The following is a 24,926-nucleotide window of genomic DNA, read 5'->3' as shown; positions in this document are numbered from 1 at the left end:
AATCCATTAGGGCTTACAGCGAAGTAAACCGGAAAAATTCTGACGTTAGTTTAGCCGTGCGCAGCGCGCCAGCTCAGGCAGAGAGAAGAAGACTAAAGCGCCGAGCGCCAGTGCTGCTCGCCGAGGAAGCGGGAGTTAGAGTGGGAGACTGCAGGGTGAAGCGAAATATACATCCTGAACTGATTGTCCATAAAATTACAATTATCCGCGGTATTGCTTCTCATCATTTGCGGATGAAAATTGTCCTCTGTAGTTATACACACGCAGATTTGTACCATAACGCCACATTTAACTCAAAGTCTTTGCAGTTCTTTACCTCGGCTATTTGATTTGGATTAGTTTTTTCCGATAGCAAACGCCATTATGATATCGTTCCAGCCATTATTTATTAATGGGTCGTTTTTTTCATTTTAACTGAGGCGACGCGTTGAGACGCCGACTTTGCCAACGTCTACAATGACTCATATTAGACCCCATTTTTTCTCTCGCAGGGAGCGGTATGGCCAAACCCATCATCACGCTTAACGGCTTAAAAATAGTCATCATGCTCGGCATGCTGGTTATCATCCTTACAGGCATCCGCTTCGCGGCGGATATTATCGTGCCTTTTGTGCTGGCTATCTTTCTGGCGGTGGTGATTAACCCGCTGGTTCAACTGATGGTGCGCTGCCGGGTGCCGCGGGTGCTGGCGATTTCGCTCCTGGTCGGCGTGATTGTCCTGCTGGCCGTGGTGCTGCTGGCCTCGCTCGGCACCTCGCTTAACGAGCTTGCGCGCACCCTGCCGCAGTATCGCAACTATCTCTATGAACCGATGCAGACCGTCGCGCCGTGGCTACAGCGCTTCGGCTTTACCGTGTCGGTGGTGGAACTGAATAAATATATAGACCCCAACGCGGTGATGACCCTGGTAACCGGGCTGCTTACCCAGCTTTCCAACGCGATGTCCTCTATCTTCCTGCTGCTGCTGACGGTGGTGTTTATGCTGCTGGAAGTGCCGCAGCTTCCCGCGAAGCTGCAGCAGCTGATGTCGCGGCCAGTGGAGGGAATGGGCGCGATTCAGCGCGCGCTGGATAGCGTCTCTCACTATCTGGTGCTTAAAACCGCCATTAGCCTGGTAACCGGGCTGGTGGTCTGGGGAATGCTGGTGCTGCTGGACGTCCGCTTTGCCTTTATGTGGGGACTGCTGGCTTTTGCGCTCAACTACATTCCCAATATCGGTTCGGTTCTCGCGGCTATCCCGCCGATCCTGCAGGTACTGGTATTTGGCGGTCTGTACGAAGCGCTGGTGGTCCTGGCGGGCTATCTGGTGATTAACCTGGTGTTCGGCAATATTCTTGAACCGCGCATTATGGGCCGCGGGCTTGGGCTATCGACGCTGGTGGTCTTCCTGTCATTGATATTCTGGGGCTGGCTGCTGGGCCCGGTGGGGATGCTCCTCTCGGTACCATTGACGATTATTGTCAAAATCGCTCTCGAACAGACGGTGGCCGGGCAGAGTATTGCCTTGCTGCTGAGTGATTTAAGTAAAAACTAACTACATTGATCGCGGCTCCCCGGGCAGATGCTGGCGCATCTGTCCGGGCTACCGGCGCGTAGACGACCCTTAACCTGTAGCCGGCTAAACGCAGTGCGAGCCGGGAAGCCGCGCCAATGCCTCAACCCGGTACGTCCCCCACTCTTAGACCAATCATTCGCAGCCATTATTGATCGACATCACATCTCTGCCCCGCCATTCATTACTCTTACGCTAACGATTCGCCATCGGCCTTAATTGATACCCACCACCTCGGGACGCACACTTACACCCACACCAGGACAATCAAAACGATTTGTCGAATCAGGAGGTTAATAATGAATGCCGAACAAACGACGGGGAGAGTCTGGAACCGTCGCCGTACGGAAAAACAGCGGCGACTGACCGAGGCGAAGATCTCCGGCAAAGTGATCCCCACTGACCAGCTGGTTGCCGTACTGGAACATCTGCTGGCCCCCGGCGACCGGGTGGTACTGGAAGGCAATAACCAGAAACAGGCAGATTTCCTTTCGCGGATGCTGGCGGAGGTTAACCCGCAAAAAATTCACGACCTGCATATGATTATGCCGAGCGTCGGGCGCAGCGAGCACCTGGATCTTTTCGAAAAAGGCATCGCCCGCAAGCTCGATTTCTCTTTTTCCGGTACCCAAAGCCTGCGTATTTCGCAGCTGCTGGAAGATGGCCTGCTGGAAATCGGCGCGATTCACACCTATATCGAACTTTACTCCCGCCTGTACGTGGATCTGTCGCCGAACGTGGCGCTGATCGCCGGTTATAAAGCTGACCGCAAGGGCAACCTCTACACCGGGCCAAGCACCGAAGACACTCCGGCGCTGGTGGAAGCCGCCGCGTTCCACGACGGCATCGTCATTGCGCAGGTCAACGAACTGGTTGATGACGAGTGCGATCTGCCGCGCGTGGACATCCCCGGTTCGTGGATTGACTATATCGTTGTCGCCGATAAACCATTTTTTATCGAGCCGCTGTTTACCCGCGACCCGCGTCTGATTAAGCAGGAGCATATCCTGATGGCGATGATGGCGATTAAAGGCATCTACGCCGAGCATCAGGTGCAATCCCTGAACCACGGGATCGGCTTTAACACCGCCGCTATCGAACTGCTGCTGCCGACCTACGGCGAACGGCTCGGCCTGAAGGGCAAAATCTGTAAACACTGGACGCTGAACCCTCACCCGACCCTTATTCCGGCCATTGAAAGCGGTTGGGTCGAGAGCGTGCACTGCTTCGGCGGCGAGTTGGGAATGGAAGAGTACATTCGCGCACGCCCGGATATCTTCTTTACCGACGCCGACGGCTCCATGCGTTCCAACCGCGCGTTTTGCCAGCTGGCGGGACAGTATGCGGTGGATATGTTTATCGGCTCGACCCTCCAGGTTGACGGCTACGCCAACTCCTCGACGGTAACCCGCGGCCGCCTCTCCGGCTTCGGCGGCGCGCCGAATATGGGCCACGACCCGCACGGCCGCCGTCACGCCACCCCGGCATGGCTCAACATGATCACCGAACCAGATCCGATGCAGCGCGGTAAAAAGCTGGTTGTGCAGATGGTGGAAACCTTCCAGGCGGGCGTGAAGCCAACCTTCGTGGAAAAACTCGACGCCGTTGAAGTGGCCAAAACCTCCGGGATGCCGCTGGCGCCGGTAATGATTTACGGCGATGACGTCACCCACGTGCTGACCGAGGAAGGCATTGCCTATCTCTATCGGGCGGAAAGCCTTGAAGAGCGCCGGGCAATGGTCGCAGCGGTAGCGGGGATCACCGACATCGGCCTCGGCGTGGACGCCAAACGCGTGGCCGAACTGCGCCAAAGCGGCAAAGTCGTCTATCCGGAAGATATCGGTATCCGCCGCAGCGACGCCACCCGTTCCCTGCTCGCCGCCGGCAGCGTAGCCGACCTGGTTGAGTGGTCCGACGGGCTCTACAACCCGCCGGCAAAATTCCGGAGCTGGTAATGAAAAAACTCTCTTCCCAAATTGCCGAAACCCGCGCCCGCTGGCTGGCCCAAACTGCCAGCATCTGCCTGATTGACGAAGCAAGACTCAGCCCCAAACCGGGTCTGGTCGACAGTCGCGGCAACGGCGCGCATCAGGACCTGAACCTGGCGCTGATGGAGCGCTCCGCCCGTAGCCTGCAGCCAACGTTTCATGCGCTGGCACAGCAGAGCTGGCGGCGACCGGCGGATATCGCCCTGCGCGAAACCGTCGGCCGTCTGGGACGCGAAGGCGAAGCGCAGATGATGCAGGCGACCTCGGGAGTCAATACCCACCGCGGCGCTATCTGGGCGATGGGCCTGCTGGTGAGCGCGACGGCGATGCTCGGGGGAGAGGGTCATGCACAAAGAATTACGGAAACCGCCGCCGCCCTCGCCCGTCTGCCGGACGCCGGCGCGCCAAAGACCTTCAGTAAAGGCCTGCGCGCCAGCCGCCGCTGGCAGGTTCCGGGCGCGCGGGAAGAAGCGCAGCGCGCTTTCCCGCATATCACCACCCTGGCGCTGCCGCAGCTATTGCGCAGCCGGACCGAAGGGGCCAGCGAGGAGCAGGCCCGTCTCGACGCGCTGATGGCGATTATGACCTCGCTTAGCGATACCTGCGTGCTCTCCCGCGCGGGGATGGCGGGTCTTGAGGCAATGCGGCAAGGCGCAGGCGAGGTGCTGGCCGCCGGAGGATGTGCAACGGTCCTGGGGCGAGCCGCGCTGGCGCGTCTTGATGCGCAGATGCTGGCGCAGAACGCCTCGCCGGGTGGCGCGGCGGACCTTCTTGCCGCCACCCTGTTTCTCGACCGGGTTTCCGCTTAACGCATTCAGAGGATGTTATGGAACAGATTAAATTGTCATTCCCTGCCAACCGCGCCCTCAGCGGCAAAGCGCTGGCAGGCGTAGTTGGCTCCGGCGATATGGAAGTGCTCTACACCGCCGGGCAGAGCAATACGCTCAATGTGGAGATCACCACCTCCGTGGATAACAGCCTGGCGCGCTGGAACGCGCTGTTCGAACGGCTGAGCCTGATTAACGGTCTCCCCGGTGGAGAGCTGGTCATCCACGACTTTGGCGCCACCCCCGGCGTCGCGCGGATCCGCATTGAACAGGTATTTGAGGAGGTGGCTCATGCGTAACGATCGCAGCTTTATTGAACTCCGCGCCCGCGAACGCGCCCGTCTCCTGCTGGATGACGGCAGCTATCGTGAACTGCTGGACCCGTTCGAAGGCATCATGTCGCCGTGGCTGGGCGCACAGGGCATCGTCCCGCAGTCCGACGACGGTATGGTGGTCGCGAAAGGTACCATTAACGGCCAGCCCGCGGTGGTTATCGCTATTGAAGGCACCTTCCAGGGCGGCAGCATGGGCGAAGTCTCCGGCGCGAAAATGGCTGCCGCCCTTGAGCTGGCGGCGGAAGATAACCGCAACGGTATTCCTACCCAGGCGGTGCTGTGCCTGGAAACCGGCGGCGTGCGCCTGCAGGAGGCCAACCTGGGGCTTGCCGCCATCGCTGATATTCATGCCGCGATTGTCGATCTGCGCCGCTATACCCCGGTGGTCGGCATTGTCGCCGGAACCGTTGGCTGCTTCGGCGGGATGTCCATCGCCGCGGCGCTGTGCAGCTACCTGATTGTCACCCGTGAAGCGCGTCTGGGGCTCAACGGACCGCAGGTTATCGAACAGGAAGCGGGGATTGAAGAGTACGACTCCCGCGACCGTCCGTTTATCTGGAGCATGACCGGCGGCGAAATTCGCTACGCCAGCGGTCTGGTGGATGCCCTGGTCGGCGACGGCGTTAACGCGGTGAAAGCCGCAATGAACGAGGCGATAGCCAAAGGCGTTCCCGCCCGGCATCGCAGCGACAAATATGAGGATTTCCTGGCCCGTTTGACCCGCTTCGATACCCGCCAGCAGGCGGATACCGCGCAGATCAAACAGCTATTCGCCCGGGAGGAGAAATAATGAGCCAGTTCACAAATCGCGCCGCGCTGTGGCTAAACCAGCTGGCGCCGAACGCCCCGCTAATGACCGGTCTGTGCCCCTCGGTGCAGGTTGCCGACGCCGATTGTAACGGTGAAACCGCCCGTTTTATCGCCGTGGTGCCGGATGCCAATAACCATTACCCGCGCGCCGCCAACGGCGAAGTCGGCCTGCTTGAAGGCTGGACGCTGGCGAAAGTGGTCAACGAAACTATCGACGCCGATGCGGATAAAACGGTGAAGCGCCCGATTATTGCGGTCATTGATGTCCCCAGCCAGGCCTACGGCCGTCGTGAAGAAGCCTTTGGTATTCATCAGGCGCTGGCCGGCGCGGCGGGCGCGTATGCGAAGGCGCGTCTTGCCGGGCATCCGGTGATTGGCCTGATTGTCGGCAAAGCGATGTCCGGGGCGTTTCTGGCCCACGGTTACCAGGCCAATCGCCTGATCGCCTTTAATGACGCCGGCGTACTGGTGCACGCCATGGGCAAAGAATCCGCCGCGCGTATCACGCTACGTAGCGTTGAGGCGCTGGAGAAACTGGCGGCCACCATCCCGCCGATGGCTTATGACGTCAGCAACTACGCGACGCTCGGCCTGCTCTCCGCCCTGCTGGATATCAGCAATCCTGACGCACCGGACACCCGCGATCTGACGCTGGTCACCGATACCCTGCGCGACGCCATCGCTGACGCCCGTCGGAATGCCTCACTGAAGTGCCGCCTTGGCGCAGAGAACCGCCGTAGTTCCCAACGAGTGCGCGATCGCATGCGCGCCAGCTGGTAGTCCAGTCCCTAAGTAGAAGAAAACCTGCCGGAAGCGGCCGCCTGAGGCACCGATAGCGTGCCTCAGGAAGAGACCGCTTTTAGAAATTATAACAATCGCGCCAGTACTCTATTTTATTAACAGGTGATTTATGACTTATGTGATTATTCATGCCCTCGCGCCGATTTTTGTCATCATGCTGCTGGGCTTCTGGGCCGGTAAGGCCAAAATGGTCGATAACAAAAACGTCTCGTTACTCAACATTTTCGTAATGGATTTCGCCCTGCCCGCGACGCTGTTTAGCGCCACGGTGCAAACCCCCTGGAACGGTATCGTCGCGCAATCGCCGCTGGTACTGGTGCTCACCGGGGCGATGTGGATTACCTATGCGGCCATTTACTTCCTCGCCACCCGCGTCTTTAAGCGCTCGCCGCAGGATGCCGCCGTGCTCACCCTGACCGTAGCGCTGCCGAACTACGCCGCCCTTGGTCTGCCGATTCTGGGCAGCGTGCTCGGCGAAGGCGCGTCAACCTCACTCTCCGTCGCCGTTTCCATCGCCTGCGGCTCGGTACTGATGACGCCGTTCTGCCTGCTGATTCTGGAGCGTGAAAAAGCGCTCGCCGCCGGAGAGAACAGCGGTTCAACGCTGGCGATGCTGCCGGTACTGATGTGGCGTTCGGTCAAAAAACCGATTGTCTGGGGTCCGCTACTGGGGGTTGTGCTCTCGGCGATCGGTATCATAATGCCGGATCTGCTGCTGGCCTCTATCAAACCGCTGGGCCTGGCGGCGACCGCCGCGGCGCTGTTCCTCACCGGGGTGATTCTGTCAGCGCGCAAGCTGCAGCTCAATACGCTGATTGCCACCTCTACCGTTGTTAAACTGCTGGTGCAGCCGTTTATCGCCTGGGGTCTGGTGATGCTGCTGGGGCTGCACGGTTCTATCGCCATTACCGCGATTCTGATGATTGCCCTCGCGGCCGGTTTCTTCGGCGTGGTCTTCGGCAACCGCTTTGGCGTGCAGTCGCCGGATGCGGAAGCGGTGCTGCTGTTAAGCTCGGTTCTGTGTATCCTGTCGCTGCCGCTGTTTATCACTTTAACGTCAGGGATCTAACGATGTCATCAACGCCGCGTCCTCACGATTTAATCTGGTTGAATAATACCGCCGCGCTGGAGGCGATTGAGGAGCCCTGGGTCGCACAACACTGGCGTATTAGTCTGCCGGTGGTGGTACGACGCGACGTTGATGCCGACGCCCGCGTTCCGGTGGGCGTACGGGGCGTGAAGCGCGAACAGCGGGCCGCGGGCTGGGTACGGAGAGAAAATATCGTCCGTATCGTCAGCCCGGAAGCCCTCGCCGATCGCCAACGGCTTCTGCGCTCGCCGTTTGTCTCTCAGCCGCCGCTTCAGGCGGCGATATCACTGACCTTGCACCCCTGGTCGTGGCGCTGGGGCATTACCGGCGGTACCGGCTACGCGCTGGCCACCGAAATTCCCGTGCTGCACGCGGCCAGCGATCTCGATCTGCTGATCCGCGCGCCGCTGCCGCTTCCCCGCGAGGCGCTGCTCGCCTGGCAGTCCCGCATCGCGCAGCTGCCGTGCCGGGCGGATACCCAGGTCGAAACGCCCGCCGGGGCATTTGCGCTAAACGAGTGGCTGCGCGATGGTCGCGTCCTGCTGAAAACGTCCCGCGGCGCGCGCCTGACCGCGGCACCCTGGAACAGGGAGGAAGCATGAAAATTCTCTTTACCTTTCCCGGTCAGGGAAACCAGCGGCCGGATATGCTGGCCGGCCTTCCCGACCGCCAGAATATTCTCGCCGAAGCGCGGACCGTGCTCGGCGAAGAAATAGACCATTTAGATAGCGCCGCAGCGTTAAAACACACGCGTGCGGTTCAGCTGTGCCTGCTGATCGCAGGCGTCGCCTGGGCGCGAGAATTGCAGCGTCATGGAGTGAATCCGGACATGGTTAGCGGCCTGTCGATTGGGGCTTTCCCGGCGGCGGTGATTGCCGATGCGCTGGCGTTTAGCGACGCTCTGCGGCTGGTGGCACTACGCGGCGATTTAATGGAGCAGGCTTATCCCCACGGCTACGGGCTCACCGCCATTATGGGCCTGACGCTCGACCGCGTGGAACAGCTGATTGCCGACAGCGACCTCTATATCGCCAACCTTAACGCTGAAACGCAGATTGTGATTGCCGGACGCGACGATGAGATGGCGCGCGTGGCCGGGCTGGCGCTGGCGGCTGGCGCCAGTAAAGCACAGCGGCTGACGGTCAGTGTCCCTTCGCACTGCGCGCTGTTGGATAAACCGGCGGCGGAGCTGGCAAAAGCATTCGCTGAAGTCACCCTCAGAAGACCGCGCTGCGCGTATCTGAGCGGCTCCACGGCGCGTGTGTTATGGGACCCGTTGCGAATAGCCGACGATCTGGCGCTGAATATGGCGCGAACCGTTCGCTGGCAGGAGGCGATGATTGCCGCTGATGAACGGGAGGCACGGCTGGCGATCGAGATGCCGCCCGGCGGCGTGCTGACCTGCCTCACCCGCCAGGCGGGCTGGCAGGGAGAGTGCATTTCGCTGGAGCGCAGCGGTATCGACGTCGCCCGTCACCTGGCGAACCGGCTTAACGGCTGAGGCTACGGGCGTACATCCGCCCTTCAGCAGCCAGCGCCAGCAGGTCGGCGTCGCGCTCGCGATGGTGCGAGTAGACAATGGAGATCAGTTGGCGCATCTGATACGGCTCCGCCAGCTTCAACAGCTGGACGTCGTTTTCATATACCTTTTTCATGCGGCCCGGCAGCAGGGCAAAACCTACGCCCGCCTGCACCAGGCTAATCATCGAAAAGATATCATTGACCCGGGTGACGATTTCAGGCTCAAATCCGGCCACCTGAAAAGCGTCCTGAAATCCGGCATAGGTAGCGAAGCCTTCCGCCAGCGAAACGAACTTACGCCCGGCGTAATCGCGCAGTTCGGCGGGGGCGGTGGTATCGAGCTGCTCCGTCGCCGGAGCGGCGAGAAAGATATCATCCTCAAACAGCGGGACCACATCAAAAGCCGAATTATTGAATTCACCTTCATTGGTGGCGATCAGGATCGCATCGAGCGCGTCATCTTCGAGCATATCCAGCAGCATCTGATTGGAGCCCATGGTGAGATCCAGCTCCAGTTCCGGACGACGCAGCTTCATGCCCATAATAATGCGCGGCACGGTTTCCAGGGTCAGCGAGTACAGCGTACCGATACGCAGCCGCCCCTGCCCGACGCCGGCTACTTTGCGCGTCGCCTCCAGTCCGCGGGTCATCAGGCTCATCACGTCCTGGCAGTACTCCAGCAGCGTCCACGCCGCCGGCAGCGGCAACAAATTGCGCCCTTTATGAATAAACAGCGGGCAGCCAACGCCCTCTTCCAGGGTATGCAGCGCCCGGTGAACGCTGACGCCGCTCAGCTGCATAGCTTCAGCGGTTCTGGCGATATTGCCCTTAGCCATAAACATCATAAATACCGACAGCTTGCGGAAGGTGATGTCCTGATTAATGTCGTCTTTCATTGCCCTGCGCTCCGCATTTCTGTCTTCATCCGCATTTTCTTTCGTAATTTCAAGACAGTATAACCGCAATTAACCAATCAAGGATTAGCCGGAAGGGGGATATCAGCGCGAGGAGAGAGATAATGACAATGTATCGTTTTCGCCGGGACGGCGAAGAGAGGCTCGTAGGCCCGGTGAGGCATCAGCCGCCACCGGGCAATGTCAACGGCGCGGGCTTACAGCGCCATATCGTGCTGCGGTGAAGTCTCCGCCTTCGGCTCCGCCGGTTTGGCGGTCATCACCGGCGCGGTGGCGTTCATCTCAATCACCGGTGGTTTGGTCAATTGTAGCGTAGCCGCAGTGTCATCCCAAACCTGCTGGGTCAGCGCGACGTTGCCGTTCAGCTTCTGGCCGTAGCTCGGTACGATATCGTGAATACGGCGCTGCCATTCCGCCGAATTAAACTGCTCAGGGAACATCTGCTTAATTACGTTCAGGGTAATCGGCGCGGCGGTAGAAGCCCCCGGCGAAGCGCCCAGCAGCGCGGAGATGGTTTTCTGCTCGTCGACCACCACTTCGGTGCCCAGCTTCAGCACGCCGCCCTTCTCTGCGTCTTTTTTGATGATCTGTACGCGCTGACCGGCCTGAATCAGCTTCCAGTCCTCTTTACGCGCGCCTGGGTAATACTCTTTCAGCGCCGCAAAACGATCGTCGTCGCTCAGCATCACCTGGCTAATGAGATATTTCACCAGATCGAAGTTGTCCAGACCCACGTGGGTCATCGGCAGCACGTTATCAGTGGTGGTGGTGCTCAGCAGATCGAGGAACGAACCGTTTTTCAGGAATTTTGTCGAGAAGGTGGCGAATGGCCCAAACAACACCACGCGCTTGCCGTCGAGGAAACGGGCATCAAGGTGCGGGACCGACATCGGCGGCGCGCCCACCGAGGCCTGACCGTAAACTTTCTGCTGGTGCGCTTTGGTCACTGCCGGGTTTTCGGTCATCAGGAAGGAGCCGCCTACCGGGAAGCCGGCGTAATTATCCGCTTCCGGAATACCGGTTTTTTGCAGTAATTTCAGCGCGCCGCCGCCGGCGCCGATAAATACGTATTTCGCATCGATCGCCTGCTCCTCGCCGCTATTCACATTTTTAATCGTTACGTGCCAGGAATTATCGGCGTTGCGTTTAAAATCGGTAACTTCTGAAGACGTTTGCAGCGTGAAGTTGTTATTTTTCTTCAGGCTACCGATCAGCTGGCGAGTTATTTCCCCATAGTTAACGTCGGTACCCACCGGAGTCCAGGTTGCCGCAACGCGCTGCTGCGGATCGCGCCCTTCCATCACCAGCGGCGCCCACTCTTTTATTTGCGCGTGGTCGGTAGAGAATTTCATCCCCTGGAATAACGTAGTCTGCTGCAGCGCGGCGTAGCGTTTTTGCAGATAATCGACGTTATCTCCCCAGACAAAACTCATGTGCGGGGTGGAGTTAATAAAGGAGTGCGGATCGTGCAAAATGCCGCGTTTAACCTGCGCCGTCCAGAACTGGCGGGAGATCATAAACTGTTCGTTAATATCCAGCGCTTTGCTGACGTCGATGGTGCCGTCCGGGCGTTCCGGCGTATAGTTCAGTTCCATATTCGCCGAGTGTCCGGTACCGGCGTTGTTCCAGCCGTTAGAGGACTCCAGCGCGACGCCATCCAGCTTCTCAACCATGACCTGCTTCCAGTCCGGCTGGAGTTCATGCAGCCAGGTCCCCAGCGACGCGCTCATAATGCCGCCGCCAATCAGCAGGAAATCGGTTTTTTTCGAGGTATCGTCATTTGCGAAAGTCGCCGTACTGACGAACATCGCTAATGCGGTCATAGATATAATCGTATTTTTAATTGCAGGCATAATAGAAATATCACATAGCACAAGTGTAATAAGAGCGGGCATATTAACGCACTTTTACTTTATTTTAAAATATCATTTACACTTTCGCACACATGGCTAATTACTATTTACCTGGTTTTTTAACTTAAAAAAGTAAAAATAACGCCAGCATGGAGAATACGGAAAGCAATAGTGATTTACCCGTGCAGGAATAAAAAAATAAAAGGATAAAAGGTGGGGAATAACGCCAGCGCTGTAGACGAATTAAATTTATCACCCGGCGCGAATACGCGCCGGGTACGTTCATTCAGGCTACCGTATGGGCCGCGCGCAGCGCAATCCGCAGATGGTCGTTGTGCTCTGCCAGCAGCTCGCGCGCCTGCCAGGCATCCAGCCCGCTGAGTAACATGAATATCGCCGTCCGGCAGTGCTGATTGCAGCTGGCCAGCGCGGCTTTGGCCTCGCTGCGCGAGCACGCCGTCGCCGCCATCACGATGGCTATCTGCCGCTCGGCCTCGTGCGGGGTGCTGGCCTGCAGATCGACCCGCAGGTTTTGATATACCCTTCCCGCGCGAATCGCCAGCCCGTTGGTCAGCATGTTAAGGATCTGCCGCTGCGCGATTTGCGCTTTCGGATTACCAAAGCCCGCCACCGCCTCCGGTCCGGTTTGCGGGGCGATGATGATATCCGCCAGCTGCGCGGCTTCGCTCGTGGCCTGCTGCGTCACAACCGCAATCGGCGCGCCCAGCGACCAGGCATGGCGCATCGCTCCCCAGACCCACGGCGTTTTACCGCTGACCGTCAGCGCCAGCAGCATATCCTGGTTGCTGAACTGCAGCGCCTGAAGTTCAAAAGCCCCAAGGTCGTAGTTATTCGCCGCGGCGTCCTGCTCCTGCCGCGTGGCGGTCGGCCCGCCGGCGCTAAGCCCGACCAGCGAGTGTTTTCCTTCCGGGGTAAATTCACTCACCGCCTGCACGGCGGCATGGCCCGATGCCCCGGCCCCCACAATTATCAGCCGCCCTCCCCGACTGAGCGTCGCCGTCGCGTTATCAATCAGGCGCGCGATAGCCGGCAGACAGACCTCAATGGCATCGGCAATCTGCTTATCATCCTTGTGCAGCAGCGTCAGCATATCGAGGGTGGCAAGACTATCAATATGGGTGGTTTCAGGGTGGCGTCGTTCCATCATTGAAGCGGTTGGCTTACTGCTCATAAAAACCTCCATTTAAATGCGAAAGAACCTTCCGGGACGAAAGCGCAGGCCTGAGGCAAACCCTTTCATTGACCATGGCTATTAATGGCAGTGTAAAGCTTAAGCGACGCGCGTTACCGCCACCGGAGTCACAGTTTTCGCTCCCCTGAAGCCATTCAGCTGCCGATTGGTCGTTATCCAACCACAGGCGCGACGAGGTTAAGCTAAGACGTCAAGGGTGAATTAGCGCAGGGTCAGCCCGCCATCAACGGCATACTGGCCTCCGCTGACGAATGACGCCGCATCGGAAAGCAGAAACAGCGCCACTTCAGCCGCTTCAGCCGCCGTCCCCTGACGGTGAAGCGCCAGGCGGCTGACAACCGAGGCTTCAAACTCCCGGCGCACCTCATCGCGCATAAAATGACGAAAATCGGTATCGATCGGACCGGGAACCAGGGCGTTAACGCGAATATTTTTTTTGCCTAACGCCGATGCCCAGCAGCGGGTTAATGAAATCAGCGCCCCTTTTGTCGCCGAATAGAGGCTCGCCGCCGCGGCCCCCTCATAAGCGGAGGTGGATGCCGTCACCACCACCGAGGCCCCTGGATTAAGCTTCCCGGCGAGCGCCGCCATCTGGAGAACCGGCCCGCGCACGTTGGTCGCCATCATTTGGTCAAAGGCCGCGGCATCAATCTGCGATAGCTCTCCAACGGCGGCATATCCGGCATTGAGCCACAGACCATCAAGCCCGCCGGAGGCGTGAATTTCCTCGGCCAGCGCCTCGCCGGTCAGGGGATCGCTGGCATCGTTGTCGATGACCCTGGCCCGATCCGAGAGCTGCCCGCGTAGCAGCGCCAGCCGTCGGGGATCGCGTCCGGTAGCAATCACCCAACCGCCTTCGCTATCGATACGCTTTGCTCCGGCAAGCCCAATCCCGCTGGTCGCACCGGTGATAAGAACTCTTTTTGCGCTAAATCTCGCCATCGTCGTTTCCCCTGTCCGTTAAATGATATTCATCAGGATGGTAACCAGCGGGAGACTGTTTGATAATATGCCTATTATCAACAAGACTGTTTGGGGAAATCGCCATAATGCGCGGAAGTGATTTTGCGGAATTAAGAGCCTTCGCGATGGTCGTTGAGCAAGGCAGTTTTACCCGGGCGGCGGCGCATCTCGGCGTCACGACCTCCACCTTAAGCGCAACCATCCGTCGTCTCGAGGAGCGCATCGGCGTACGTTTATTACACCGGACCACGCGCAGCGTCGCGCCGAGCGAGGCCGGCAAGCGCATGATGCAGCGGCTGGCCCCTGCGCTGGCGGCTCTCCAGGATGCGGTGACCGATGCCCAGACGGCCAGCGCGCCTGCGGGCCGCCTGCGCCTCAATGTTTCGCGCATCGCCGCGATTCATTATCTGGCGCCGGTGCTGGGCGGCTTTATGCAGCGCTACCCCAAAATTGAGCTGGATATCGTCACTGATGACGCTTTGGTCGATATCGTTTCGGCAGGTTTTGATGCCGGAATTCGTCTCGGTGAAAAGCTCCATCAGGATATGGTTGCCGTCAGGCTGAGCGGCGACCTCGAAATGAAAGTCGTCGCCTCGCCGCGCTACCTGGCGCAGGCGCCGCAGCTCCATAAACCGCAGGATTTGCTGCAGCATCCTTGCCTGACCTATCGTAGGCCAAGCGATGCCAGCGTGTATCGCTGGGAGTTTCAGCGCGACGGCGAAAGCTGCGAGATTGCGGTCAAAGGACCCATCATTGTCGATGAGCCGGCCATGCTGACGCCATTGGCGCTCGCAGGCGCAGGCGTTGCGTATCAGTTTGCTCATCAGGTTGATCCCTGGCTGGCGACAGGCCAGCTCGTTCAGCGACTAAAAGAGTGGACCCCGGCCTTCCCCGGTTTTTACGTTTACTACCCCAGCCGTAAGCAAATGGCATCGCCGCTGCGGGCATTTATCGACTATCTGCTGGCTGTCGGCGGCAGATAGCGACCGCCAGACTGGCTGTCAGGCTGATTTTGCTTTTATTACACGGCTTTATGAAAGCCGCTCGTTCAGCGATAATACTGTTTAAACGTTTTCTCCTGGGGTCGGTATGAATGAATTCGCGCAGCAGCCCGCGCGCAAACGCGCAATGAGCATGAAGCTGAGCACCGCCGTGACCTTAATGATCGGCAGCGTGATCGGTTCAGTACTGATTCTGGTCTATGCCCTGTGGTTTATGCAGATTAGCGGCGCCACCCGCGACGGCGTGAAAGATACGGCGCTGGCGGTGGCGCGGACGCTGGCCGACACCCCGGAAGTCAAGCGTGGCCTGACGCTGCCGCCGGAGAGCGGTATTATCCAGCCGCTGGCGCAGGCCGTCGCCAGACGCAACGGCCTGCTGTTTGCCGTCGTCACCAATATGGACGGTATTCGCTACTCGCATCCCAATAGCCAGATTATCGGCAAACCCTTCATCGGCGAGGACATCCGGCCCACGCTGGCGGGCAAGGAGAACGTCGCTGTCAACCACGGCGTGCTGGCTCCGGCGCTGCGGGTATTCACCCCGGTATTTGACGATAACCGTCGGCAAATCGGCGTGGTGGCGATTGGCATTTCGCTAAGCAAAGTGGATACGCAGATCGCCGCCAGCCGCTGGGACGTGATCCTGACCGTGCTGTTCAGCGCGGTTGTATGTGCCGTCGGCACCTGGAGCCTGGTTCGCGGCCTGAAGCGTGTTTTGCTGGGCCTTGAGCCGCAGGAGATCTCGACGCAGTTCCAGCAGCGACAGGCGATGCTGCATTCTTTAAAAGAGGGCGTGGTGGCGGTGGACGCCGACGGCCAGGTGACGCTGATTAACCCCGCCGCGCGGGATATCCTGTTCAGCGGCCCCGATAGCGACATCGCGCAAACGCCGCTGCTGGCGGATTTGCAGGAGGTTCTGCAAACCGGCGAGCCGATTTACGATCGCGAGCTGGGGTGCAACGGTCTGCTGCTGATCAGCAACACGGTCCCCGTTCGCGACGAGGATGACGTGGTCGGCGCAATTAGCACTTTTCGTGACAAAACTGAAGTCAGCCAGCTGCTGCAGCGGCTCGACGGGATGGTGAACTATGTCGATGCCCTGCGCACTACATCGCATGAATTTATGAATAAGCTGCACGTGATTCTCGGCCTGTTGAACATGAAAAGCTACGACAAGCTGGAGGAGTACGTGCTGCAGACCGCCCACACCTATCAGGCGGATATCGGCGAAATCCAGCACCGGATTAAATCACCGGTGGTGGCCGGCTTTTTGATCGGCAAAATTCAGCGCGCTAAAGAGCGGGGGTTTACCCTCACCCTCGCCGAAGAGAGCCTTGTACCCGACTGCCCGAATGAAAAACAGATTACCGTGCTGGTGACGGTGCTGGGCAATTTAATCGAGAACGCGCTGGATGCCATGAGCGGCCAGGCCGAAGGCGAAGTCGGCCTGCTGCTGCACTATCAGAACGGCTGGTTAAGCGGCGAAGTCAGCGATGATGGTCCCGGTATCCCGGAAGCGTTTATCGATGATATTTTTAATAAGGGCTTCTCGACTAAAGGCGAAAACCGCGGTGTCGGGCTGTTTCTCGCCAGCCAGCAGCTTCGTGAACTTGGCGGGTCGCTGGCCGTGGAATCCGAACCCGGCGTGTTTACCCAATTTTTCGTTCATCTCCCGTGGGACAGTAAAAGGAAAAGTGCGTGATAAATGTATTAATTGTTGACGATGATGCCATGGTTGCCGAACTGAATCGCCTGTACGTGGGGCGAGTCAGCGGCTTCCGCTGCAGCGGCACCGCGTCGACGCTGAGTAAAGCCAGGGAGATGGTTAACGACAAGGATCTGGAGATCGATCTGGTGCTGCTGGATGTCTACATGCAGCAGGATAGCGGCCTCGATCTGCTGCCCGCCATACGCGCGTCCGGGCGGCCTATAGACGTGATAATGATTACCTCTGCCGCCGACGCCGCGACGGTTCAGGCCTCGATGCGCTACGGCGTGGTGGACTATCTGATCAAACCCTTCCAGTTTCCACGGTTTGAAGAGGCGCTCACCGCCTGGCGCGAAAAGCGTAAGCTGATGACCGGTCAACCCTATTATGAACAAGCGGACGTCGACCGGTTGCTCCACGGCGGCGTGCCGGAAGCCGCCGATTCGCGCAAGTTACCAAAAGGCCTGACGCCGCAGACGCTGCGTACCCTCTGTCAGTGGATTGATGCCCATCCGGATGTGGAGTTCTCCACCGACGAGCTGGCGGCGGCGGTAAATATATCTCGGGTTTCGTGCCGTAAGTACCTGATTTGGCTGGCACAAATTAACATTCTTTATACCAGCATTCACTATGGCGCCACCGGACGCCCGGTGTACCGCTACCATTTGATAGCCGAGCAGTACGGCCTGCTTAAGCAGTACAGCCAGTAAGCCGGTAGCCATTATCCAACAGTTGGAAGCGGAAACGGCGCTGTGAAGAGAGGATAACGTCGCGGTTTTTGGTGACGAAAATCGCTTCGATATCCTCGCGCTGGCGCAGCGCCGCGCAGCCCTTCTCTACGCCGAGGCCGTAAATCAGGGTGGTCCAGATATCGCCGTCCAGCGAGTCGGCGGAAATAATGGTTACGCTTTCCAGCTCGTTATCCAGCGGATAGCCGCTGCGCGGGTCGAGAATATGGTGCCAGCGTTTGCCATCCTGCTCGAAATAGCGTTCGTAAATGCCCGAGGTCACCACCGACTGCCCCGCCACCGCAATGCTGCCAATCAGCGCATCCGCCGCTGAGTAAGGTTTTTTCAACCCGATAGACCATTCGCCCAGCGTGTGGACATTGCCGCCGAGATTAATCAGCGCGGCGTTTATGCCTTGCTGCTGCAAATAGTCGCGCACCCGGTCAGCGATATAGCCTTTCGCGATGGCCCCAAGGTCAATCTCCATTCCCGCGCGGGCAAGATAGACGCTGCCGACGGCGTCATCGAGGATCACATCCTGCGGACGCGTTAACGTCAGGCGAGCGGCAATGTCCTGCGCAGCGGGCACGCTCTGGCCTTGAAAACCGATGCGCCACAGCTTCACCAGCGGACCGATCGCCAGGTTAAACGCGCTGTCGCGCACCATGCTGGCGGCTTTGGCGCATTTAATCAGCGCGTAAACCGGACGGCTTACCGTCACCGGATGCCGCCCGGCGGCCTGGTTGATATCCATCACCTGGGAGTACGCGCGGTTCACGGTGAAAAGATCTTCATAGCCCTTAATCAGTTGAAAAACACGTGAGGCGAGCGGTTCATCGTGAACGTAGAGTTTGAGGAGAATGGGCGAACCCATCAGCACGGCGGAGTAGCTGTAGACGCGGTTGTCGGACATATCGCCCTCCTCAGAGAGATAAGAAGCCGGGCCGTATGTTTGCCAGCCCGGCGGGAGTCGCTAACGCTTAACCTCTGGCGCGTTTCGCGGCCTGATGGCCCGCGAGGGTCCCGAAGATAATGATATCGGCCACCGCGTTACCGCCGATGCGGTTACCACCGTGAATGCCGCCAACCACTTCGCCTGCGGCAAAAGCGCCCGCAATCACCTGATGACCGGCATTCAGCACCGCGGTATCGGTGTTAACGGTCACGCCGCCCATGGTGTGGTGAACCCCCGGCGCGATACGAATCGCATGGTAAGGGCCTTCATTTATCGGCGCGCGCAGCGCGGTGGTACGGCCAAAGTCATCATCATGCTGTTTTTCAACAAAGCCGTTGTAGCGCTCCAGGGTATTGAGAAAAGCATGGTAATCCACCCCCAGTTTCTCCGCCAGCTGGCGCGGCGAGCTGGCGCTGGTGACGAAACCTTTAGCGATGTACTCATCGGCGGCTTTGTTTTTCGCCCGGACGTGCTCGTCGAAGACGATATAAGCGAAGTGCTCCGGCAGCGCGATAATCGCGGCGGAGACCTTATCGCGGGTTTCCATTTCGTTGAAGAAGCGGCTACCCTGCGGGTTCACCAGAATCGCCCCGCCGCCGCGAATCGATTCGGAAATCAGATACGAGGTTTGCTGCTCGACGGTCGGGTGGATCTGGATTTCGCCCATATCCACGGTGCCCGCGCCGATGCGTTCAAGCAGCGCGATACCGCCGCCGGTGGCCCCTTTATGGTTGGTGGTCACAAAACCCGCCAGATCCGGGCGGTATTTCACCACCATGGCGCTGTTGGCGCTGAAGCCGCCGGTGGCCACCACGATGCTCTTCGTCTGTACCACAACCGATTCGTTTTCATCGGTGAGCAGGCGCACGCCGCTGACCTCATCGCCGCTCATCAGGATCTCTTCCACCGACGTATCCAGCAGCACATCGATACCGCGTTTGGTGATATTACGCACCAGGCCGCTGATCAGGTAGCCGCCGACCGCCGACCCGTCGCGCGGACGGTGGGTACGGTCGATGCTCATCCCGCCGGTGGTAGTGATATCGTTAAGCATAATGCCGCGACGCGCCAGCCACTCAATGGCTTCCGGCGCGTTTTCTACGAAGCGGCGCAGCAGCTGCGGGTCGTTTTTATTTTTGCCGCCTTTCAGCGTTTCCTGGTAGAACAACTCTTTGCTGTCCTCGATGCCTTTTACGCGCTGGAAGCGGGTTTCTGCGGCGTTCATTCCGGCAGAGGCTTTGATGGTGTTGCCGCCGATGGTCGGCATTTTTTCAACGATCAGAACGCTCGCGCCTTCATCGTGCGCCTGAATCGCGGCCGCCAGACCGGCTCCGCCGCTGCCGACCACCACCACATCGTAGCTTTTCGGCGCCGCATCGCCCGCGCCCTCTTCGGCGGCCAGCGCTTTACTGGACTTCAGCATTGCTTTGGACACCGCTTTTTTTACCGCTTCGCTCTGGCTGGTTGCGCCGGAAATCGCATCCACGTGCGGGGTGTTAGCGCTGAGAATACGTTCACGGATCTCTTCAAAGCTGGTGGTGAACTCGACGGTCTGCACCGGGCTTGCCGCCAGGGCGATATCGGCGATACGGTCATTTTCCAGGCTGACGTTGATAACCAGCTCGTTGGCGTCGTCCTGAACGGTTTCGACGAACATCCCCGGTTTGAATTTGGCGTCGCCCATGCTCATATCGCGGATCATCGCCTCCACCAGCGAGAAGCGCCATAGCGGTTCCGGGATGTTCAGCGCTTCGCGCTGGGTGCTGTCAATAAACAGCTCCAGCTCTTCGCCGGCGGCAATGCGCGCCGTCCAGTCAGGATACGCGATACAGGCGCGACCGACCGCCATCAGGTCGTAGCCGTGATCCAGCCCCTGCTCGGCATCAGCCGCATTAACCACGCCGCCCACGCCCATCACCGGCACCTGCGCCAGGGTTTCAGAGCGCATGGCGCAGTATTTTTCAATCAACGGGGTGGGATCGCTGGTATCAACGATAGAGGGGCGCAGCGTGGCGCCAACCGAGAAGTGGAGATAGTCCACGCCGCGGGCAGCCAGTTTTTCCAGCAGGTACATGGTGTCAGCAAAACGGATGCCGGGGACTTCCATCTCTTCCGGGGAGAAGCGGTAGCCGATAATAAAGGCGTCGTCGGCGTACTGGCGGGCCATTTTGTGGGTGATGTCGAGCACCGCCAGCGGTAATCTGGCGCGATTATCGCGGCTGCCGCCCCACTCGTCGTCGCGCTGGTTAGAGTTTGGCGAATAAAACTGCTGGATCAGATAGGTGTTCGCGCCGTGAATCTCGACGCCGTCGAAACCGGCCTGAATGGCGCGGCGTACACCTTCGCCAAACTTCGCGATCATGCCCTCGACTTCAGCCCCGCTCAGCGCGCGAGGCGTGGCTGCGCCTTCGCGGGGCGCGGCAATCGCACTCGGGGCCACCGGCTGGCGTCCGCCGATAAGCTGCGGGTCGACCATCCTGCCACCGTGGTAGATCTGCAGAATCGCTTTTGAGCCTTCGGCCTTGATCGCCGCGGCGATTTTCGCCAGACCGGCCACTTTCTCGTCATTATCGATACCGATAGCGCCGGGGAACGCCAGACCGTAATCATCGATAAAGCAGCATTCAACGATAATAGCGCCGATGCTGCCGGCGCGAGCGCGGTAGTACTCCACCAGTTCACTGGTCACGGTACCGTCAAAATAACCGGTGCAGGTGGTCATCGGCGCCATTAACAGGCGGTTTTTTAGCTCGGTGCCGTTCGGTAAAGTAAAAGGGTTTAAAATTCGTTGGTTACTGGTCATCATGACGCTCCAGATTTTAAATATTGAAAATTCAGAATTGGGTGACGGAATTATTTTTACTTGTATTTGGTAATCCCTTAAGTCATGCCCATAATATAGCGCTATTTTTAGTTACCAAAGTAATTACGTTAGTTAAAAAACTATTTAATACCAGCAATAACATCACTACCTCCTTTGTATTATTAATTAAAAATATTTTATTCACACAACAGAGATAAATGATAACAAACTGGAAACCATTGTTAACATATGCAACCTTAAAAATAACCGGAAAAAAACCTTATTATTCATATAAATAAATTAAAATTGCATTATAAAAACCAATTAAAATTTAACATTAAGCTATATTTTACACAAATTAACACCTCACTAAACAGGGTTATCTGAAATAATAAAAAAGTATCTGACAACCCGCTTTTCTTGATCTCAATCAATTGCAACGGCGCATGAAAGCGCAATATATAAATAACCAAGCATTTTAATTTAGCGCTCAACAAAACGCGTTAAATAACGGTCACCGGAATATCCAAAAACGGCCATTAATAATTAAAGAAACTTTCGAAACTAAAGAAATCGAACGGTTAACCGGTGACAAAACCTTATTTTTAACTACTTGCAGATACTCATTATGAAAGAGAAAAAGACAACCATACCGCCTGCCGGTGCAGCAAAAAATGCTGCTTATAAACGTCTGCTGATGATGGCGATGCCCATTATCGTTGCCGTCTTACTCTTATTCGTTCCGGTGCCCGAAGGGCTCCCCCCTTACGCCTGGCATTACTTTGCCATTTTCGTCGGCGTGATCGTCGGTCTGATCTTCGAACCACTGCCCGGCGCGGTGATTGGTATTACCGGCGTCGTGGTCATCGCCCTGTGCAGCCAGTGGCTACTCTTTAGCCCTGAACAGCTGGCCGCGCCGAACTTTAAGCTTGCCGGCGCCTCCTTTAAATGGGCGGTGAGTGGTTTCGGTAACTCCACCGTGTGGCTTATCTTCGGTGCTTTCATGTTTGCCGCCGGCTACGATAAAACCCAGTTTGGCCGCCGTCTGGCGCTGATTCTGGTGAAATATCTCGGCCGCCGCAGCCTGACGCTGGGCTACGCCATCACCTTCGCCGACCTGCTGCTGGCGCCGTTCACGCCGTCCAATACCGCGCGCAGCGGCGGGACCATCTACCCGATTATCGCTAACCTGCCGCCGCTGTACGGCTCTAAACCTAACGACCCGAGCGCGCGCCGCATCGGCTCCTACCTGATGTGGGTGGCGATCACCGCCGCTTGCATCACCAGTTCGATGTTTCTCTCCGCGCTCGCGCCGAACCTGCTGGCGCTGGCGCTGGTGAAAAGCATCGTCGGCATTAATATCTCCTGGGGCACCTGGTTTATCGCCTTCCTGCCGCTGGGTATCCTGTTGATTCTGACGATGCCGCTGCTGGCCTACTGGTTCTACCCGCCGGAAGTGAAAATCAACGATGAAGTGCCGCTGTGGGCCGCCCGCGAGCTGGAAAAACTGGGCCGCCTGTCGCGCAATGAAATCCTGCTGCTGGTCTTCGTCTGCTTCGCGCTGATGATGTGGATCTTCGCCGCCGAATGGATTGAACCAGCGCTGGCCGCCCTGTTGGTTATCGTCCTGATGCTGTGGACCGGTGTGCTCTCGTGGAATGATATCACCAGCAACAAAGCGGCATGGAACACCTTTGCCTGGTTCGCCACCCTGGTTGCGCTGGCCGACGGCCTCTCCTCTACCGGTTTTATCGCCTGGCTGGGTAAAGAGGGCGGCGCGCTGATGAGCGGCATTTCCCCGGGCGTCGCGACCGTCGTCCTGCTGCTGGCGTTCTACCTGCTGCACTATCTGTTTGCCAGCACCACCGCGCACACCACCGCGCTGCTGCCGGCGATGCTGACTATCGCCTCCACCATTCCGGGGATGAATATGCAGGTGTTCGTGCTGCTGATGGTGACCTCCCTCGGCGTGATGGGGATCATCACCCCGTACGGTACCGGCCCCAGCCCAATTTACTACGGCAGCGGCTATCTGCCGACCAAAGACTACTGGCGTCTCGGCACCATTTTCGGCGCCATCTTCCTGGCCGCCCTGCTGCTGATTGGCTATCCGTGGATGTCCATGATGTTCTGATTCATAACCGTCGGGCGTTAAACCCCGGCGGTTTTACTCTTAGGGAGCAAAACAATGTCAACTAAACCGTTTGTCTATCAGGAAGCGTTTCCGCTAGCAAAAGATAAGACTGAATACTATCTGCTGAGCAAAGAGCATGTCTCCGTGGCCGAATTCGAAGGCCAGGAGATCCTCAAAGTAGCCCCTCAGGCCCTCACCCTTCTGGCTCAACAGGCTTTCCACGATGCGGCGTTTATGCTGCGCGTGTCCCACCAAAAACAGGTCGCGCAGATCCTTCTCGACCCTGAAGCCAGCGATAACGATAAGTACGTGGCGCTGCAGTTCCTGCGTAACTCTGAAATCGCCGCCAAAGGCGTGCTGCCGACCTGCCAGGATACCGGCACGGCGATTATTATGGGTAAGAAAGGCCAGCGCGTGTGGACCGGCGGCGGCGACGAAGCGGCCCTCGCCCGCGGCGTCTATAACACCTATACCGAGGATAACCTGCGCTATTCGCAGAACGCTGCGCTGGATATGTACAAAGAGGTTAATACCGGGACTAACCTCCCCGCGCAGATCGACCTCTACAGCGTCGACGGCGATGAATATAAATTCCTCTGTATGGCCAAGGGCGGCGGCTCGGCTAACAAAACCTATCTGTATCAGGAAACCAAAGCGTTAATCACTCCGGCGAAGCTGAAAGACTATCTCGTTGAAAAAATGCGTACCCTCGGCACCGCCGCCTGCCCGCCGTACCATATTGCCTTTGTGATTGGCGGTACCTCGGCAGAAGCGACGTTAAAAACGGTTAAGCTGGCCTCTACCCACTACTACGACGAACTACCGACCGAAGGCAACGAGCACGGTCAGGCCTTCCGCGATATTCAGCTGGAGCAGGCGCTGCAGCTTGAGGCGCAAAACCTCGGTCTCGGGGCGCAGTTCGGCGGCAAATACTTCGCGCACGATATTCGCGTCATCCGCCTGCCGCGCCACGGCGCGTCGTGCCCGGTGGGCATGGGCGTCTCCTGCTCGGCGGATCGCAATATCAAAGCCAAAATCAACCGCCACGGTATCTGGATTGAGAAACTGGAGAGCAACCCGGGTCAGTATATTCCCGAACATTTGCGCCAGCAGGGTGAAGGCAAGGTCGTCAGCATCGATCTTAATCAGCCGATGAGCGAGATTCTGACCCAGCTTTCCGCCCACCCGGTCTCGACGCGTCTGACGCTCAACGGCACTATTATTGTGGCCCGCGATATCGCCCACGCGAAGCTGAAAGAGCTTATCGATAACGGTGAAGAACTGCCGCAGTACGTCAAAGATCACCCGATCTACTACGCGGGTCCGGCGAAAACCCCGGAAGGCTATGCGTCCGGCTCCCTTGGCCCCACCACCGCTGGCCGCATGGACTCTTACGTCGATTTGCTGCAATCCCACGGCGCAAGCATGGTGATGCTGGCCAAAGGCAACCGCAGCCAGCAGGTCACCGACGCCTGCCATAAGCACGGCGGTTTTTACCTCGGCAGCATCGGCGGCCCGGCAGCGGTGCTGGCGCAGCAGAGTATCAAGAGCCTGGAGTGTGTGGCCTATCCTGAACTGGGGATGGAAGCTATCTGGAAAATCGAAGTGGAAAACTTCCCGGCGTTTATTCTGGTGGATGACAAAGGCAATGACTTCTTCCAGCAGATCCAGAATAAGCAGTGCGCAGGCTGTTCGCAGCAAAGAGGATGATATTACCCGCCCCTGGTGGC

20 protein-coding genes are annotated in these 24,926 nt (G+C 58.2%); 14 read left to right on the top strand and 6 right to left on the bottom strand.

Annotated features, from left to right (window positions below):
- The first annotated feature begins 499 nt into the window (after window positions 1-499).
- The 9 genes from K7H21_RS12875 to mdcH all read left to right on the top strand — a co-directional run bounded on the left by K7H21_RS12875 (window position 500) and on the right by mdcH (window position 8,904).
- Window positions 500-1,534 carry an AI-2E family transporter gene (locus K7H21_RS12875; protein WP_223035838.1) on the top strand — a complete coding sequence of 345 codons (1,035 nt, stop codon included), beginning with the start codon at window positions 500-502 and terminating at the stop codon, window positions 1,532-1,534.
- A 317-nt stretch (window positions 1,535-1,851) separates the two neighbouring features.
- Window positions 1,852-3,507: a malonate decarboxylase subunit alpha gene (mdcA, locus tag K7H21_RS12870; protein WP_223035837.1), complete on the top strand. Its 1,656-nt coding sequence runs from the start codon at window positions 1,852-1,854 to the stop codon at window positions 3,505-3,507.
- Window positions 3,507-4,349, top strand: coding sequence for a triphosphoribosyl-dephospho-CoA synthase (locus K7H21_RS12865; protein WP_004119681.1), 843 nt, complete (start codon window positions 3,507-3,509; stop codon window positions 4,347-4,349). Before mdcA ends, K7H21_RS12865 begins: the two co-directional genes overlap by 1 nt.
- 17 nt (window positions 4,350-4,366) lie before the next feature.
- Complete coding sequence (mdcC, locus tag K7H21_RS12860) at window positions 4,367-4,666, top strand: malonate decarboxylase acyl carrier protein (protein WP_004119678.1); 300 nt, start codon at window positions 4,367-4,369, stop codon at window positions 4,664-4,666.
- Entirely contained in the window at window positions 4,659-5,492 is an 834-nt protein-coding gene (locus K7H21_RS12855) for a biotin-independent malonate decarboxylase subunit beta (RefSeq protein WP_142471278.1), read from the top strand. Before mdcC ends, K7H21_RS12855 begins: the two co-directional genes overlap by 8 nt.
- Complete coding sequence (gene mdcE / locus K7H21_RS12850) at window positions 5,492-6,292, top strand: biotin-independent malonate decarboxylase subunit gamma (protein ID WP_142471279.1); 801 nt, start codon at window positions 5,492-5,494, stop codon at window positions 6,290-6,292. Before K7H21_RS12855 ends, mdcE begins: the two co-directional genes overlap by 1 nt.
- A 130-nt stretch (window positions 6,293-6,422) precedes the next feature.
- Window positions 6,423-7,382: an AEC family transporter gene (locus K7H21_RS12845; RefSeq protein WP_142471280.1), complete on the top strand. Its 960-nt coding sequence runs from the start codon at window positions 6,423-6,425 to the stop codon at window positions 7,380-7,382.
- A 2-nt stretch (window positions 7,383-7,384) separates the two neighbouring features.
- Window positions 7,385-8,005, top strand: a complete 621-nt coding sequence (locus K7H21_RS12840; protein WP_142471281.1) for a malonate decarboxylase holo-ACP synthase — start codon at window positions 7,385-7,387, stop codon at window positions 8,003-8,005.
- Complete coding sequence (gene mdcH / locus K7H21_RS12835; RefSeq protein ID WP_123829298.1) at window positions 8,002-8,904, top strand: malonate decarboxylase subunit epsilon; 903 nt, start codon at window positions 8,002-8,004, stop codon at window positions 8,902-8,904. Before K7H21_RS12840 ends, mdcH begins: the two co-directional genes overlap by 4 nt.
- Here mdcH and K7H21_RS12830 read toward each other — a convergent pair.
- The 4 genes from K7H21_RS12830 to K7H21_RS12815 all read right to left on the bottom strand — a co-directional run bounded on the left by K7H21_RS12830 (window position 8,894) and on the right by K7H21_RS12815 (window position 13,846).
- A complete protein-coding gene (locus tag K7H21_RS12830) occupies window positions 8,894-9,820 on the bottom strand; it encodes a LysR family transcriptional regulator (protein ID WP_004119671.1) in 927 nt (308 codons plus the stop codon). The genes mdcH and K7H21_RS12830 overlap by 11 nt on opposite strands.
- Before the next feature lie 215 nt (window positions 9,821-10,035).
- Window positions 10,036-11,646, bottom strand: coding sequence for a malate dehydrogenase (quinone) (mqo, locus tag K7H21_RS12825; protein WP_232391418.1), 1,611 nt, complete (start codon window positions 11,644-11,646; stop codon window positions 10,036-10,038).
- 331 nt (window positions 11,647-11,977) lie between these two features.
- Window positions 11,978-12,883: an N-acetylmuramic acid 6-phosphate etherase gene (locus K7H21_RS12820; protein WP_223035836.1), complete on the bottom strand. Its 906-nt coding sequence runs from the start codon at window positions 12,881-12,883 to the stop codon at window positions 11,978-11,980.
- Between the two features lie 222 nt (window positions 12,884-13,105).
- Window positions 13,106-13,846, bottom strand: coding sequence for an SDR family oxidoreductase (locus tag K7H21_RS12815; protein ID WP_223035835.1), 741 nt, complete (start codon window positions 13,844-13,846; stop codon window positions 13,106-13,108).
- Window positions 13,847-13,953: 107 nt separating this feature from the next.
- Here K7H21_RS12815 and K7H21_RS12810 point away from each other — a divergent pair, with 107 nt between their 5' ends.
- The 3 genes from K7H21_RS12810 to dcuR all read left to right on the top strand — a co-directional run bounded on the left by K7H21_RS12810 (window position 13,954) and on the right by dcuR (window position 17,286).
- The gene (locus K7H21_RS12810) at window positions 13,954-14,850 is read left to right on the top strand and encodes a LysR family transcriptional regulator (RefSeq protein ID WP_142468987.1); all 897 of its coding nucleotides are present in this window, start codon (window positions 13,954-13,956) and stop codon (window positions 14,848-14,850) included.
- A 106-nt stretch (window positions 14,851-14,956) separates the two neighbouring features.
- Window positions 14,957-16,570, top strand: a complete 1,614-nt coding sequence (locus tag K7H21_RS12805) for a sensor histidine kinase (protein ID WP_139528784.1) — start codon at window positions 14,957-14,959, stop codon at window positions 16,568-16,570.
- The gene (dcuR, locus tag K7H21_RS12800; protein WP_049114867.1) at window positions 16,567-17,286 is read left to right on the top strand and encodes a two-component system response regulator DcuR; all 720 of its coding nucleotides are present in this window, start codon (window positions 16,567-16,569) and stop codon (window positions 17,284-17,286) included. The genes K7H21_RS12805 and dcuR overlap by 4 nt, the downstream gene beginning before the upstream one ends.
- On the opposite strand, the gene K7H21_RS12795 is transcribed toward dcuR, so the two are convergent.
- On the bottom strand, window positions 17,267-18,217 hold the full coding sequence (locus K7H21_RS12795) for an FAD:protein FMN transferase (RefSeq protein WP_004119657.1): 951 nt from the start codon (window positions 18,215-18,217) through the stop codon (window positions 17,267-17,269). The two genes, dcuR and K7H21_RS12795, sit on opposite strands and share 20 nt — an antisense overlap.
- A gap of 67 nt (window positions 18,218-18,284) precedes the next feature.
- The gene (locus K7H21_RS12790) at window positions 18,285-21,062 is read right to left on the bottom strand and encodes a flavocytochrome c (protein WP_223035891.1); all 2,778 of its coding nucleotides are present in this window, start codon (window positions 21,060-21,062) and stop codon (window positions 18,285-18,287) included.
- 628 nt (window positions 21,063-21,690) lie between these two features.
- Between K7H21_RS12790 and K7H21_RS12785 the strand changes: the two genes are divergently transcribed.
- Entirely contained in the window at window positions 21,691-23,196 is a 1,506-nt protein-coding gene (locus K7H21_RS12785) for an anion permease (RefSeq protein WP_004119654.1), read from the top strand.
- Window positions 23,197-23,250: 54 nt separating this feature from the next.
- Window positions 23,251-24,906: a class I fumarate hydratase FumA gene (fumA, locus tag K7H21_RS12780; RefSeq protein ID WP_004119653.1), complete on the top strand. Its 1,656-nt coding sequence runs from the start codon at window positions 23,251-23,253 to the stop codon at window positions 24,904-24,906.
- The last annotated feature ends 20 nt before the right edge of the window (window positions 24,907-24,926 follow it).

Origin of the sequence: Klebsiella sp. CTHL.F3a (assembly GCF_019890895.1) — a bacterium.
Taxonomy (GTDB): domain Bacteria; phylum Pseudomonadota; class Gammaproteobacteria; order Enterobacterales; family Enterobacteriaceae; genus Klebsiella; species Klebsiella grimontii.
Note: the sequence above shows the minus strand (reverse complement) of the source record. Positions and strands in the feature narration are given on the sequence as shown.

Coding starts and splice junctions, on each gene's coding strand:
- K7H21_RS12815 (WP_223035835.1), bottom strand. CDS start 13,846: ATGGCGAGATTTAGCGCAAAAAGAGTTCTTATCACCGGTGCGACCAGC.
- mdcE (WP_142471279.1), top strand. CDS start 5,492: ATGAGCCAGTTCACAAATCGCGCCGCGCTGTGGCTAAACCAGCTGGCG.
- K7H21_RS12830 (WP_004119671.1), bottom strand. CDS start 9,820: ATGAAAGACGACATTAATCAGGACATCACCTTCCGCAAGCTGTCGGTA.
- K7H21_RS12840 (WP_142471281.1), top strand. CDS start 7,385: ATGTCATCAACGCCGCGTCCTCACGATTTAATCTGGTTGAATAATACC.
- mdcA (WP_223035837.1), top strand. CDS start 1,852: ATGAATGCCGAACAAACGACGGGGAGAGTCTGGAACCGTCGCCGTACG.
- K7H21_RS12790 (WP_223035891.1), bottom strand. CDS start 21,062: ATGACCAGTAACCAACGAATTTTAAACCCTTTTACTTTACCGAACGGC.
- mqo (WP_232391418.1), bottom strand. CDS start 11,646: ATGTTCGTCAGTACGGCGACTTTCGCAAATGACGATACCTCGAAAAAA.
- K7H21_RS12795 (WP_004119657.1), bottom strand. CDS start 18,217: ATGTCCGACAACCGCGTCTACAGCTACTCCGCCGTGCTGATGGGTTCG.
- mdcH (WP_123829298.1), top strand. CDS start 8,002: ATGAAAATTCTCTTTACCTTTCCCGGTCAGGGAAACCAGCGGCCGGAT.
- mdcC (WP_004119678.1), top strand. CDS start 4,367: ATGGAACAGATTAAATTGTCATTCCCTGCCAACCGCGCCCTCAGCGGC.
- K7H21_RS12845 (WP_142471280.1), top strand. CDS start 6,423: ATGACTTATGTGATTATTCATGCCCTCGCGCCGATTTTTGTCATCATG.
- K7H21_RS12810 (WP_142468987.1), top strand. CDS start 13,954: ATGCGCGGAAGTGATTTTGCGGAATTAAGAGCCTTCGCGATGGTCGTT.
- fumA (WP_004119653.1), top strand. CDS start 23,251: ATGTCAACTAAACCGTTTGTCTATCAGGAAGCGTTTCCGCTAGCAAAA.
- K7H21_RS12785 (WP_004119654.1), top strand. CDS start 21,691: ATGAAAGAGAAAAAGACAACCATACCGCCTGCCGGTGCAGCAAAAAAT.
- K7H21_RS12875 (WP_223035838.1), top strand. CDS start 500: ATGGCCAAACCCATCATCACGCTTAACGGCTTAAAAATAGTCATCATG.
- K7H21_RS12820 (WP_223035836.1), bottom strand. CDS start 12,883: ATGAGCAGTAAGCCAACCGCTTCAATGATGGAACGACGCCACCCTGAA.
- K7H21_RS12855 (WP_142471278.1), top strand. CDS start 4,659: ATGCGTAACGATCGCAGCTTTATTGAACTCCGCGCCCGCGAACGCGCC.
- K7H21_RS12805 (WP_139528784.1), top strand. CDS start 14,957: ATGAATGAATTCGCGCAGCAGCCCGCGCGCAAACGCGCAATGAGCATG.
- K7H21_RS12865 (WP_004119681.1), top strand. CDS start 3,507: ATGAAAAAACTCTCTTCCCAAATTGCCGAAACCCGCGCCCGCTGGCTG.